Below are 13,649 nucleotides of genomic sequence, written 5' to 3'. Positions count from 1 at the left end.
GGATATGCAGTCACCTCAGTTGGAAGACCAGGCCGACGTCGGTCGCGAGGGCGATCTGGAGCCGGGCAGCAAGGTGCTGATCGGTGTCCTCGTCGTCGCGGCATTCGTCATGATCCTCAACGAGACGATCATGAGCGTCGCGCTGCCGCCGCTCATGGTGGATCTCGACATCACCGCGAGCACCGCCCAGTGGCTCACCACCGGCTTCATGCTCACCATGGCGGTCGTCATCCCGATCACCGGCTATCTGTTCGAGCGGTTCACGCTCCGCCAGGTGTTCATCGCGTCGATGAGCGTGTTCAGCCTCGGCACACTGCTCGCGGCGTCCGCACCGGGATTCGAACTGCTCCTCGCCGGTCGCGTGACGCAGGCCGCAGGCACCGCCATCATGCTTCCGTTGCTGATGACGACGGTGCTGCGCGTGGTGCCCGCCCACAAGCGCGGCGGCATGATGGGCATCATCTCCATCGTCATCTCCGTGGCTCCCGCTATCGGCCCCACCATCTCCGGGATCATCCTCGACGCCCTCGACTGGCGCTGGATGTTCTGGATCGTCCTGCCCATCGCACTGATCGCGTTCGCCATCGGTGTCGTGCTGGTCAAGAACTTCACCGAGACCAAGAAGGTCCCCCTCGACGTCCTGTCGGTCATCCTGTCGGTCTTCGCATTCGGCGGCATCGTCTACGGCCTGAGCAGCATCGGCCATTCGGCGGAGGAGTCGAGCATCCCGGTGTGGGTGCCGCTCGTCGTCGGTGTGGTGGCGTTGGCTGTCTTCGTGCTGCGCCAGCTGTCGCGGCAGAAGGACGGACGCGCGCTGCTCGACATGCGTCCGTTCGGTTACCCGGTGTTCAGCATCGGCCTGGGCATGGTCGTCGTCAGCATGATGGCGATGTTCGGCGCATTGATCCTGCTGCCGCTGTACCTGCAGAACGTGCGCGGCCTCGACACCCTCGAGACCGGCCTGCTGTTGCTCCCGGGAGGCCTGGCGATGGGCCTGCTGTCGCCGTTCGTCGGACGCGTCTACGACCGCATCGGTGCGCGCCCCCTCGTCATCCCGGGTGCCGCTGTGGTCAGTGCGTCGCTGTGGTTGATGACGCTCCTCGATGCGGAGTCGTCGACGCCGCTGATCGTCTGCGTCCACGTGATGCTGATGCTCGGTCTGGCATCGGTGATGACGCCCCTGATGACGTCGTCGCTTGGATCGGTGCCGTCGGAGCTGTACTCGTACGGCAGCGCGATCTTCAACACCGTCCAGCAGCTCGCGGGTGCGGCAGGTACGGCGCTGTTCATCACCGTGATGACGGTGACCGCCACGTCCGCCGCATCCGAAGGTGCCAGCGAGCTCGCTGCGAATCAGGACGGCATCCACACGGCGTTCCTGTGCGGTGGCGCGGTGTCGCTGCTGGCGGTGGTCGCGGCCTTCTTCATCCGCAAGCCCGCGACGACGCTCGCCGAAGCGAAATAGCTGCGCAGACGTGAACCTCGCGGGGCCGTGAAGCACGCAACGCAAAGGTCAGGCTCGCAACGCCGGTGGTCGACCATTCGTGTTGCGAGCCTGACCTAAAGGGTGCGAGCCTCAGCCGAGTATCTCCCGCAACACTGCGGCGAAGCCTTCCGGGTCGCCGGGGGTGCCGTATCCGTCGCCGGTGAACCCGGCGTGGCCGCCGGGAAACATGGTGAGCTCGACGCCCAGCCGCTTCGCGACCTCCGCTGCTGCGCGAGCCGAGACCTCACCCGTCGACTCCCTGCCCGCTCCGATCGCGATGCGGGTCGACGCCTGCGCCAGTGCGCCGAAGTCGGGTTCGTATCCGGTGCACGACTGCAGATTCTGGCTGAGCAGAGCGTCGTCGCGGGAGCCGTCGTCCTCGGTGCTCATACCGAACATCGACGGGTCGGGCGCGGGCACGGCGAGATAGGACGGTTCCAGTGGGCCCGTTTGCGACAGCATCATCGCGAACTTCGCCATTGCCGGACCCATCCCGCTGCGCTGGTAGCTGGCATCGATGTCGTCGATCACCGCTTTGATCACCGAGTGGTCGGGCAGGAGTGGGCACGCCGGCGGTTCGTGCGCGATCAGCGTCCGGACTTGTTCGGGATGTACCGTGACCAACGCGAGGCCGTTCACCGCGCCACCGCTGCTGCCGAACAGATCGACCGGGCCGACGCCGAATGCATCGATGAGGCGGTGCAGGTCGTCGGCGTGCAGTTCGGGCGTCGAGAGGCCGGGGGTGTCACGGGGGCTGCGCATGACGCCGCGCGGGTCGTAGGTGACGACCGGGCGATCGGAGAACTGTGTCGCGAGTGCCGCGAACCCGTTTGCGTCCATCGGCGAACCCACCAGCAGTAGGGGAGTTCCGGACTGCAGGTCGCCGCGGACGTCGTAAGTGAGGGTGGCGCCGGGAACCTCGAGAGTTGCGGTGATGGGGCGGTCGATTGTGGTCATGCAGTAACAGACCCGACTCGACGACAGAACTCATCGGCCTGCTAGGGAACAACCCGACCGTCAATACCCACACGCCGAATCCCGGGCTCGGGAATACTGGAGAGCGTCCGAGTTCACCTCGATCGAAGGACCGAATTGTGACCAGCTCCGACGACATGACGATCGATCCTGCTCTGATCGACCTGTACAAGGACCTTCACAGACATCCGGAACTCGGATTCCAGGAACATCGCACCTCTGCCATCGTGGCCGAGCGATTGAATGCTCTCGGGTTCGAGGTCACCACCGGTGTCGGGAAGACCGGAGTGGTCGGGGTGTTGAAGAATGGCGCCGGACCGACCGCATTGCTTCGCGCCGACATGGATGCCCTCCCTGTCAAGGAGGACACCGGCCTCGACTACGCCAGTACCGCTACCGCCGTGGACGAACACGGCGAGACGAAGCCGGTGGCGCACGCGTGCGGTCACGACATGCACATGACGTGCCTGCTCGGCGCAGCGCAGATTCTCTCCACTGATACTGCGAGTTGGTCGGGCACACTGCTCCTCGTCTTCCAACCGGCCGAAGAGTTGGGTGCGGGAGCCCAAGCCATGGTCGACGACGGGCTGTTCGACAGGTTCCCCAAACCGGATGTGGTGCTCGGTCAGCATGTGGCGCCGCTTCCGGCAGGCAAGATCGCCGGACATCCCGGTCTCTCGTATGCGGGGTCGGACTCGCTGCGCGTGCGTGTGATCGGCCGAGGTGCGCACGGGTCGATGCCGGAAGCATCCATCGACCCGATCGTCATTGCGGCCGAGGTCGTATTGCGTCTGCAGACGATCATCTCGCGCGAGATCCCGAGCACGGCGACCGCGGTGCTCACGGTCGGCTCCGTTCATGCCGGAAATGCGGCCAATGTCATTCCCGGTGAGGCGGAGCTCCAACTGAACATCCGCAGCTACGACGCGGGGGTACGGCAAAAGATCCTCGACAGCGTCGACCGCATTGTTCGCGGCGAATCTGCGACAGCGGGCGCCCCGGAAGAACCTGAAATTACCTCGATCGAGCGGTTCCCGGTGGTCACGAACGATCCTTCCGCCCTGAACAAGACGTTGGATGCCTTCGCTACGTGGTTGGGGGCGGACAAGATCCTCGACCCGGGGGCGGGCGCGGGCAGCGAGGACGTCGGAGTCCTCGCCACGAGCGCAGGTGCGCCCCTGGCGTATTGGCTGCTCGGAGGAGCGGATCCGTCGGTGTTCACCACGGGCGACATGACGGATCCCGCGCTGCTGAAGGTGCCGTCGAACCACTCGCCGCACTATGCGCCGGTCATCGAACCGACCATGACGATCGGGGTCACGGCATTGGTCACCGCAGCGCGAACCTGGTTGCCGGTGACGTAGCGGATTGTCGGCGCCCCTGCACAGGGGCGAAGCTCCTCACAACATCCCTTTCGGGTTCTACAACAGTCCATATGGACTGTTATGGTTCTGCGCGTGACCGAAGAACAGACCCTTGCACCACGCGCCGGACGTCGCGAATGGTCGGCCCTCCTCGTCCTCGTCCTCGTCGTGGTGTTGATTGCGGTCGACAACACAGTGCTCTACCTGGCCGTGCCGTCGATGGCCGCCGACATCGACCCCAGTTCGACGCAGTTGTTGTGGATCGGCGACATCTACTCGTTCGTGCTGGCAGGTCTGCTCATCACGATGGGCAACCTGGCCGATCGCATCGGTCGCAAACGGTTGCTGCTCATCGGTGCTGCAGGGTTCGGTGTCGCATCCGTCATCGCGGCGTTCGCACCCAACCCCGAAACCCTCATTGCTGCACGCGTTCTGCTGGGCGTGGCAGGCGCGACGCTGATGCCGTCGACGCTGGCGATCATTCGTGCCACATTCCTCGACGCGAAACAACGCACGACGGCGATCGCCATCTGGGCGATGGGCGCCACCGGAGGCGCCGCGATCGGTCCGCTCGTCGGCGGTGTCCTGCTCGAGAACTTCTGGTGGGGCTCGGTGTTCTTGATCAATGTGCCGGTGATGGTGATCGTGCTGGTCGCCGGGCCGATGCTGCTGTCGGAGTCGCGCGGTAGCTCCGCTCTGACGATCGACGTGATCTCGGCGTTGTTGTCGATCCTCGCCATCGTCCCGGTGGTGTACGCCGTGAAGCACTGGGCCGGTAGCGGGCTGGACTGGAGCGTCCCGGTCACCGCGGTGTTCGGCCTGACCATGGGCTACCTCTTCGTGCGCAGGCAGATGCGACTGCCGAATCCGTTGCTCGACCTCTCGTTGTTCCGAATGCCCGCTTTCTCGGGTGCCGTGGCCGCCAACGGCCTGGCGATCTTCGCGTTCCTCGGGCTGCTGTACTTCTTCTCGCAGTACCTGCAGCTTGTCCGCGAATACGGCCCGCTGAAGGCAGGTTTGGCCGAACTGCCGTCGACGATCGCATCGATGATCGTCATCCTGTTCGTCGGTGCGCTCGTGGCACGTATGGGAACCGGTCGCGCGATCGGGCTCGGGCTCGCGACGGGAGCGATCAGCCTCGCCGGGCTCGGCCTGACCGTTTCGATGTCCAGCTATTGGGGCCTCGGTCTGTCGCTGGTCCTCCTCGGCCTCGGTGTCGGTATCGCGATGACACTGTCGACCGACGCCGTGGTCTCCGCGGTTCCCGCGGAACGTGCCGGAGCCGCATCCTCGATCGCGGAGACCGCTTACGAGCTCGGCGGAGCCTTGGGAATCGCGGTGCTCGGATCCGTTCATCTGGCGATGTACCGGTCGCATCTCGATCTGCCCGCGGGTACCGACCCGTCCGACGCGGCGACCGCCGAAGATTCGCTGGTTTCGACCGTCGCGACCGTCCTCGACCCGATCGTGGTCGACCATGCCCGGTCCGCGTTCGCGACAGCGGTGCAGACCACGTCTTTCGTCGCCGCGGTGATCCTTGCGGTCTCAGCCGTGGTGGCCTGGCGTGTGATCCCGTCTCCGCGGGGTGCGACAGTGGGGACCCATGAAGCGCACTGATCAGGTTGTCACCCGCGACAAGGAACGCACCCGCCGAGCGATCCTCGAAGCCGCCGAGCAGATGTTCGCCGAGCGTGGTTCGAAGGTCAGTCTCGCCGATATCGCTGCTGCGGCGGGGGTGACCAAAGGTGGCTTGATGCACCACTTCCCGAACCGCGACGCTCTGGTCTACGGCGCGCTCGAAAACGGCATCCTGCGCGTGTGGGAGGAAGTACACGCCCACGTCGAGCTGTCGGAGAACAGGCCCGGAAAGTTCACCCGAGGCTATGTGCGCGCCCTCACCGGGGGCAGTGCCTACCTCATGGACATCTTCAACCCCGGTACTCTGCTCGCCACACTCGGGAACTCTGCGGAGGTCGAGGCGCTGTATGTGCGGGACGCCGAGAAGTGGGACGCCGCATTCGCTGCAGACGGCCTGCCATGGCCGCGTGTGCTGGTGATCCGGTCGGCGGCCGAAGGGCTCGCCCTCTCGGTGGCGAGCCCGTATCTGAGCAGCAACGACCTCGATCTCGCGCGTGCGGAACTGCTGGCGCTCACCGAGGAGCACTAGCGCTGCGGAAGTAAGCAGGGCAAATGTAAACCTCGCAGGGCTGGTGGGTGACCACTGGTCCTGCGAGGTTCCTGTTTCGTCTGCTTACTTCGGTGCCAGGCCTAGGCGTTCTGCGCGCGTCCCCGCCCGATGACGTCTGCACGCCGATCCGCGACACGGTCGGGCGTGAAGCTCTCCAGCCACGACCGGGACGTCTCGTTCTCGACCCGCAGGGCGGGGTCGACGAGATGTTCTTCGGCCCGACGGTACGACGCGAGCAGCGTGCGAACGCCGGGCTGGTCGTTGCCGGCGATCGTCTCTGCAAGCGCGAGTGCAGCGTTCAGGAGGGCGTCGTGCTCGACGACCTCGGTGACCAGCCTGGCCCGTAGTGCGGCGTCGGCATCGACGAAGTTCCCCGACAGGCTCATGCGCCGCGCGAACCCGCGACCCACGGCGGCGGGCAGGCGCGACGTCAGCCCCCAGCCCGGGAGCACTCCGACGCGGGCGTGGGTGTCGGCGAATCGTGCGCGCGTCGAGGCGATGAGAATGTCGCATGCGAGAGCCAATTCGAGGCCACCGGTGATGGCGGCACCGTTGATCGCGCCGATCACAGGCTTCGACAGCGGCGTCCACGGATGCCCGACGGGAATGCTCTCGTCCTCGACCTTCAGGAGCGTGTTGCCGCCGGATCCGAGTTCCTGGAGGTCGAGACCCGCGCAGAAGGCGGGGTCGGAGCCGGTGAGGATGACGACGCTGGTCTGGTCGTCGGCGTCCGCTGCGGCGAGTTCCGCGCGCAGGGTATCGATGAGCGCCGAGTTGAGCGCGTTGCGTTGCTGCGGTCGGTTGAACGTGAGAATGCGGACGGGTCCGCGCTGTTCGACGAGCAGGATCGATTCCGGCACAGCTTCTCCTCGGTGCTCTCGTGCTGCAGTGCTGTCCTGCTGCGAATTGACCTCTGTCTACCCGATGTGAAGTGTGCGGCGCTATCGGGCGCCGGGCATTTCGCGTAGCACCTCCAAGACCCGCTGGAGCGCGGGAGCGGTGTTGCCGCGTCGCCATGCGAGCGCGATCGGAAGTATCGGGCCGCCGTCGAGTGGGAGGTACTGCACGCCGTCGACGGTGATGTGCGCGGTCGACGCCACGACGACGGCGATCCCGACACCCGCGCCGACGAGAGCCAGGAGGCTGTACGGGTCGGGGGCTTCACGAGCGATGGTCGGTGCGAATCCTGCCGACGCGCACACGGTGAAGGTGGCATCGCGTACGAGTGAGCCGTGTGCTGCGGGATAGACCACCAGCCGTTCACCTGCGAGATCACCGGGTTCGAGAGTGTCTCGGTCGGTAAGTCGATGCCCGGCCGGTACCGCGACCATCAGGGATTCGTGTCGCACGGTCTCGGTGGCGAAGTCGTCGGGGACGGGGAGGCCGACGATGCCCATGTCGAGCAGGCCCTGGGCGACGAGATCGAGCACTTCGCCCGAATAGGTCTGGGGGCGTAGATCGAGTTCGATGCCGGGATGGTGATCCGCGAGCTCGCGGGTCAGCTCGGACAGCACGGTGTAGCCGCTCGCCCCGCCGAATCCGACGCTGACCACGCCGGTCTCTCCGGCCGCGGTCGAGCGCACCACCGCGCGTGCCACCTGGAGCTGTGCTGCGATCACCCGCGCCGGGGGCAATAATGCCGTGCCTGCGGCGGTGAGCTGCACCGATCTGGTGGTGCGCTCGAACAATCGGGCGCCGAGTTCTCGTTCGAGGGTGCGGATCATCTGGCTCAGCGGCGACTGTGCGATGTGCAGCCGTTCCGCGGCCCGCCCGAAATGCAGTTCCTCGGCAACCGCGAGGAACGCCTGCAGCTGACGGAATTCCATGTCTCCCTCGAATAAGTGGAATATCCACATAATCATGTTTGATTAAGTCTTGGACTTTACACGATAGTCCGTCGATAGTGATACACGCCTCATTCATTCGCGGACATGGCCCGCACGACACACCTCGGAGTGCATCGTGAATCCAACCCCAGAGCACGCCGCGCACGACACCAAAGCTGCGCGCCGAGCCGGTGTCACCGCCTTCGTCGGCACCACGATCGAGTGGTTCGACTTCTACATCTACGGCACGGCGTCCGCGCTGGTGCTGGGCAAGCTGTTCTTCCCCGACGTCTCCCCGGCGATCGGCACGCTGGCCGCATTCGCGACCTTCGCGGTCGGATTCATCGCACGACCACTCGGTGGCGTGGTCTTCGGCCACTTCGGCGACAAGTTCGGACGCAAGAATGCCGTCATCACCACTCTCGCGATCATGGGCATCGGCACTGTCGGCGTGGGCCTGCTGCCGACCTACGCCCAGATCGGTATCTGGGCGCCGATTCTCCTGGTCCTGTTGCGCGTACTGCAGGGCATCGCGATGGGCGGGGAATGGGGAGGTGCCGTCCTCATCGCCACGGAATTTGCCCCACCACGCAAGAAAGTGCTCTACGGTGCGTTCGCGCAGCAAGGATCACCTGTGGGCAATCTCCTTGCGACAGTGGCCTTCCTCGGTCTGACCGCGATGTCCGACGCCGCATTCGAAGGCTGGGGTTGGCGAATCCCGTTCGTTGCCTCCGCCGCACTGGTGATCGTGGCCCTCTACATCCGGCTGCGGATCCAGGAAACCCCCGAGATGAAGGCGGCCGTCGAGACTCAGGAGAAGAAGCGTCTTCCGCTGGCCGAGGTGCTCAGCACGCACAAGACAGTCCTGCTGCTCGGAGTCGGTGCGGTCGTTGCAGGTGTCGCGATCACGTACGTCAAGACGACCTTCGCGCTGGCCTGGGCCACGACAGATCTCGGGTTCGATCGGGGCGACTTCCTGCTCGTCATCACCCTCGCGCTGGTCGCGCAGGTCATCGTGCAACCGTTCGGTGCCATCCTCGCAACCCGGATCGATGTGCGTCGAGCAGTGCTGTGGATGCTGATCCCCGAGCTCGTCGTCCTGCCGCTGATGTTCGTGCTCATCCAGACCGGCTCGCTCACCTGGGCGATCATCGGCATGGTCCTCGCGACGGCGCCGCACGCGATGTACTACGCGGCGCTGGCGGGCATCCTCGCGCAGGTGTTCCCCACCCACATTCGTTACACGGGGATCTCGCTGTCGTACCAGCTGTCGACGGCGATCTTCGCGGGCACCGCTCCGATGGTCAGCCAGTTCCTGCTCAATCGCACCGGCACGATCTGGCCGGTCGTCGGACTCGGGCTCGGATACGTCCTGCTCTCGCTGATCTGCATGACGGCGCTCCTGCGCCGATCGGCCACCGCACCCGGTGCCGACGCCGACTCCGCGGACCCCGCACCCGCCCGCACACCCGCTGCCACGCACTGACTTCCGCCGAGAACACACTGCCGAAAGGACGACGATGAACTACGCACACGAGGACCCAGCACTCCAGGCAGTGCTCGACCAGTGGATCGGCGAACCCGACCGTGAACTCACCGAGCGTCTTCTCGACCGCCTGGGTGCGGACGCTGCACAGCGACTCGACGCACTCGCCACCACCGCCAATGCGCACCCCCCGACACTGCGCCAATACGACCACGATGGTGAGCGCATCGACACCATCGACTACCACCCCGCCTATCTGGAACTGTGTCGCGCTGCCTACTCGGAGTACGGGCTCTCCGCACTCTCGCATCGCCCCGTCCACGGCTGGACGGACGTGCCCCCGCACCTCGTCAAATACCTCGCGTCGTACCTGTTCGTGCAGGCCGAGTTCGGGCTCGCATGCCCGGTGTCGATGACAGATGCCGCTGCCCGCACGCTGCGCATGTTCGGCGATCCCGACGTGTTCGGGCCCTACATCGACGGACTGACCTCCACGGACCCGGACGCGGCGCTGACCGGCGCGATGTTCATGACCGAGACGCAGGCCGGAACCGACATCGCGCAGACCGAGACCCGTGCCGAACACGACGGCACCGAGTGGCGCCTGACGGGCCGTAAATGGTTCGCCTCCAACCCGGACGCCGACGTCATCGTCACGCTCGCTCGGTTCCCGGGCGGCACCGAGAATTCCACACGCGGCGTGGGAATGTTCATGGTGCCCAAGCGACTTACCGACGGAACGCGGAACTCGTACACGATCGATCGGCTCAAGGACAAACTCGGCACCCGCTCGATGCCCAGCGGTGAAGTCACGCTGCACGGCGCATACGCCATACAGGTCGGTGAACTCGACCGCGGTTTCCGTCAGATGACCGAGATGCTCAACACCTCCAGGCTCTCCAACGCGATGCGCTCCAGCGCGCTCATGCGCCGCGCTCTGCGGGACGCGGTCGAGCACACCCGGGTACGGGAAGTGTTCGGCAAGAAACTGTTCGACCAACCGCTCATGCGCGCGACACTGCTGCCGCTCGCACTCGACGCCGAGGCAGCGCTCGCACTCGTCGCCTACAGCGGCGCCACCCTCGACCGTGCCGACCGCGGTGACGACGCTGCACGCAGCATCGTCCGGATCCTCACCCCCGTCGCGAAGCACTACATCTGCAAGCGGGCACGCACTGTCACCGGCGAGGCGATGGAGATCCGCGGCGGCAACGGATACATCGAGGACCGGGTGTTCGCGCGACTCGTCCGCGACTCGCACCTCGGGTCGATCTGGGAGGGCTCGAGCAACGTCATCGCCCTCGACGTCCTGCGCTCCATGCGCAAGAACGGTGCACACCGCGACCTGGCGGTAGCGATGCGCGCGATGCTCGACTCCGCGGGAGGCGACTGCGCACCTGCCGTCCAGGAACTGCGGGAACGGTGGGATGTGCTCGAGGCCAAGGGGGAGGAACTGCTCGCGGGCGACGACGTGCGCGCTCAAACCCTCTGTGCCACCTACACGGACGATCTCGCGCGTACCGTGATGGCCACGCTGCTCGTCGACCTCGCGTCCGGCCACATCGCCCGTGGTCGTGGATACCGGTCGCTGCTGGTGGCCAATGCTTACCTCAGCGGCCTGGCCGGCGAACCGAATGCCGTCGCGCTGGCACACCTCGATGTCGTCGTCGACGGCACCGATATCGACCCGTCCGTTGCGCACGCCGCGGCGACGGACTCACTCGCAGGAGCACACTGATGACCGACAATCCCGTCACCGGACCGGCGCCCCTCGCCGGCGTCAAAGTGGTCGATCTGTCCAAGATCCTCGCCGGACCCTACGCAACGATGTCGTTCGCCGACCTCGGTGCCGATGTCACCAAAGTGGAACATCCCGATGGCGGCGACCCCACACGCACGTGGGGCCCACCTTTCGTCGGGGACGACGCCACCTACTATCTCGCGGTCAACCGCGGCAAGAAGTCGGTGACCCTCGACCTGAAATCGGAGGAGGGACAGCGGATCGTCCACCGCATGCTCGAGGACGCCGACGTCGTCGTCGAGAACTTCAAACCGGGCAGCGGGCTGCAGAAGATCTTCGACTACCGCGCATTGTCGGAACGGCACCCGCACCTCGTCGTCCTGCACATTTCGGCGTTCGGCGACGAAGGGCCCCTGGCAGACCAGCCGGGCTACGACATGGTCGCCCAGGCGGCAGGCGGACTGATGTCGTTGACCGGCGAGCCGGGTGGGGCGCCTATGAAGGCCGGTTACGCGATGGGTGACCTCGGCGCAGCCCTGTTCGGTGTGATCGGCGTGCTCGCGGCCCTGGTCGAACGGAGCCGAACCGGACGTGGCCAGTACGTCACCACCTCGCTGTTCGAATGCCAGCTCGCGATGCACGTCAACTGGGCCACCAACTACTTCGCGACGAAACAGCGTCCGCATGCACTCGGCTCAGCGCATCCCAACCTTGCTCCGTACCAGGCATATCCGGCCAGTGACGGCTACTTCGTCGTCGCGGTCGGCAACGACGGATTGTGGGATGCCCTGTGCCGGGCGATGGGTCGCGCAGAACTTGCGACCGACCCGCGGTTCCACCGCAACCGAGACCGCATCGAACACCGGGACGAGCTCGAACAGGTGCTCACCGCGGTGTTTGCCGCGCACACCGTCGAGTACTGGTGCCGGGTACTCGAGGAACACGCGGTGCCGGTCTCGCCGATCCGGCACCTCGACGAGATCTACGACGACCCGCACACCGCCGCGATCGGCATGATCGGCACCGTCGACCACGCGTCGGGTCCGCTCGAACAGATTGCTTTCCCCGTCAACTTCGGGGGAGTGCGACCCCGGCTGCGCTCGGCGCCACCGGTGCACGGCGAGCACACCGACGATGTGCTGGAGAAGTATCGGACCGTCCCCGTCTGACATTTGTCCTGATTCGGGTATCTGGTATCGGGAGGACGGCGATGTGGCGCGTGCGTCGTTTCCTCATGGGCCCCACATCCACCATCCCCATGTCGATTGCGGACAGCGGGAGATGGATGTGGACGCTCAGACGAGTGTTGCGTTGTATGCCGCGAGGTGGGATCTGATCAACTCTGTCCCGGCGCGGTCATCGAGCTTGATCGGGCCCCGGGACACGGTCATCAGCTCATGCAGCCTCACACCTGCATGGGGTGTGATCGTCATGATGACGGAGAACTTGTCCTCGTCGTTGCGTGCCCGGTACTTGATGCCGAGCGCGCCGTCGGTCCCGCGCAGGATGGATGCTGCCCAGTCTCGGGTGGTCCGGTAGTCGACGGGGTCGCATTTCGTCAGCCAGGTGTCTTGGCCGATCGCTGCCAGATGAGAGCCGTGCAGCAGTGCGACCGGGACATCGTCGGTGACGGTGACCTGGGACAGGACTCGACCGGCCAGCTTGGCCTTCCTCAGGATTCTGGGAACGTGATCATCCAACGGGAGCGACTGGCAGTAGGTCTCCGCTATGCACGTGGAGATGTCCTCCCCGAAATAGGTGTAGTGGTACGACCCGTCGGACGAGTCGAACCGTCCGCCTCCCGATCCCGCCGGGGTCGGATTCAGGGTCAAAGCCCCCCGGTCCGGGTCGCCGGAGTGGATACGCCAGAGCGTGGTTCCGGCGGTGAGCGACCCGATGTGCGCGGTGACCGATGCCGGTGGTGGGCGGTTAGGCAAGGTCGTCCGCGATCTCGGCATCCAGCAACGCGCGCACGGCGTCGAGCGATCCCTCATTCAGAAGTTGGGCCGGAGACTTGCGATCTTCGGCCGACGGGTTGGGTGAGAGCCACCATGACGCGACACCCCACGGGTCATCTCGGGCGCCGAGATTCACGTTGCCTTCCCGCGCTACCTGATTCGCCTCGTCGGACTGCGAGAACTGAAACGCCGGATACCGGAACTTCCCGGCCCGTTTGAGTCCGATGACTTCGCCTTTGGTGCTGAGTTTGCGTAGCGCATCGCTGGGGTTGGCCCAGTTCTTGTTGTACTGGTTTGCGACCTCTTTGGCGGACAGGTGCGGGAATGACAGGATGTGTTCGACGGCGTCGCTCAGGACGGTCTTTTCGTCGAGGATGTCGTCCGATTCGATGAGTTCGAGGATCGGGTCGTCTCGATCGATCCGTCCGGCGAGCATGATGTGGCTGACCCTGTCGGCGATCAGGCGCATGCTTGGTCTTCTGTACAGCTCGGCTCGCATCCGGGCGATGAATTCGTGGTCGCTCATGCTGCTGCGCTGTTGTTGCGGATCGGGCTGGTAGCTCGAGCCTGCAGGCTTGTGTGCCATGTCCCTCCTCGGTGCCCTGAACCCGATTCTATATAGAAG

12 protein-coding genes are annotated in these 13,649 nt (G+C 65.4%); 7 read left to right on the top strand and 5 right to left on the bottom strand.

Annotation, left to right across the window (positions count from 1 at the left end; translation table 11 throughout):
- The first annotated feature begins 4 nt into the window (after positions 1-4).
- Positions 5-1,465, top strand: coding sequence for a DHA2 family efflux MFS transporter permease subunit (locus HCA61_RS05225; protein WP_169687111.1), 1,461 nt, complete (start codon positions 5-7; stop codon positions 1,463-1,465).
- Between the two features lie 111 nt (positions 1,466-1,576).
- Here the strand turns inward: HCA61_RS05225 and HCA61_RS05220 are convergent, their stop codons facing one another.
- On the bottom strand, positions 1,577-2,443 hold the full coding sequence (locus HCA61_RS05220) for an alpha/beta hydrolase (protein WP_169687110.1): 867 nt from the start codon (positions 2,441-2,443) through the stop codon (positions 1,577-1,579).
- 137 nt (positions 2,444-2,580) lie between these two features.
- Here HCA61_RS05220 and HCA61_RS05215 point away from each other — a divergent pair, with 137 nt between their 5' ends.
- The 3 genes from HCA61_RS05215 (at position 2,581) to HCA61_RS05205 (ending at position 5,992) form a co-directional block, all read left to right on the top strand.
- Entirely contained in the window at positions 2,581-3,825 is a 1,245-nt protein-coding gene (locus tag HCA61_RS05215; RefSeq protein WP_169687109.1) for an amidohydrolase, read from the top strand.
- Positions 3,826-3,918: 93 nt separating this feature from the next.
- On the top strand, positions 3,919-5,442 hold the full coding sequence (locus HCA61_RS05210; protein WP_247273222.1) for an MFS transporter: 1,524 nt from the start codon (positions 3,919-3,921) through the stop codon (positions 5,440-5,442).
- Complete coding sequence (locus tag HCA61_RS05205) at positions 5,429-5,992, top strand: TetR/AcrR family transcriptional regulator (RefSeq protein WP_169687107.1); 564 nt, start codon at positions 5,429-5,431, stop codon at positions 5,990-5,992. Before HCA61_RS05210 ends, HCA61_RS05205 begins: the two co-directional genes overlap by 14 nt.
- A gap of 101 nt (positions 5,993-6,093) precedes the next feature.
- Here HCA61_RS05205 and HCA61_RS05200 read toward each other — a convergent pair whose 3' ends face one another.
- Positions 6,094-6,873, bottom strand: coding sequence for an enoyl-CoA hydratase (locus HCA61_RS05200; protein WP_169687106.1), 780 nt, complete (start codon positions 6,871-6,873; stop codon positions 6,094-6,096).
- 81 nt (positions 6,874-6,954) lie between these two features.
- The gene (locus HCA61_RS05195) at positions 6,955-7,839 is read right to left on the bottom strand and encodes a LysR family transcriptional regulator (RefSeq protein ID WP_169687105.1); all 885 of its coding nucleotides are present in this window, start codon (positions 7,837-7,839) and stop codon (positions 6,955-6,957) included.
- 136 nt (positions 7,840-7,975) lie between these two features.
- Here HCA61_RS05195 and HCA61_RS05190 point away from each other — a divergent pair, with 136 nt between their 5' ends.
- The 3 genes from HCA61_RS05190 to HCA61_RS05180 are packed head-to-tail and all read left to right on the top strand — an operon-like array spanning position 7,976 to position 12,235.
- Positions 7,976-9,325 (top strand): MFS transporter, encoded by a 1,350-nt coding sequence (locus HCA61_RS05190; protein WP_346777488.1) that lies wholly within the window; start codon positions 7,976-7,978, stop codon positions 9,323-9,325.
- A gap of 34 nt (positions 9,326-9,359) precedes the next feature.
- Positions 9,360-11,063, top strand: coding sequence for an acyl-CoA dehydrogenase family protein (locus HCA61_RS05185; RefSeq protein ID WP_169687104.1), 1,704 nt, complete (start codon positions 9,360-9,362; stop codon positions 11,061-11,063).
- Entirely contained in the window at positions 11,063-12,235 is a 1,173-nt protein-coding gene (locus HCA61_RS05180) for a CoA transferase (RefSeq protein WP_169687103.1), read from the top strand. The genes HCA61_RS05185 and HCA61_RS05180 overlap by 1 nt, the downstream gene beginning before the upstream one ends.
- A 126-nt stretch (positions 12,236-12,361) precedes the next feature.
- Here HCA61_RS05180 and HCA61_RS05175 read toward each other — a convergent pair whose 3' ends face one another.
- Positions 12,362-13,003, bottom strand: a complete 642-nt coding sequence (locus HCA61_RS05175; protein ID WP_169687102.1) for an RES family NAD+ phosphorylase — start codon at positions 13,001-13,003, stop codon at positions 12,362-12,364.
- The gene (locus HCA61_RS05170) at positions 12,996-13,610 is read right to left on the bottom strand and encodes a hypothetical protein (protein WP_206039672.1); all 615 of its coding nucleotides are present in this window, start codon (positions 13,608-13,610) and stop codon (positions 12,996-12,998) included. Before HCA61_RS05170 ends, HCA61_RS05175 begins: the two co-directional genes overlap by 8 nt.
- Positions 13,611-13,649: the final 39 nt, after the last annotated feature.

The sequence above is a fragment of the Rhodococcus sp. HNM0563 genome (genome assembly GCF_012726195.1).
In the GTDB taxonomy this organism is placed as follows: domain Bacteria; phylum Actinomycetota; class Actinomycetes; order Mycobacteriales; family Mycobacteriaceae; genus Rhodococcus.
This window is presented reverse-complemented; position numbering and strand designations above follow the sequence as displayed.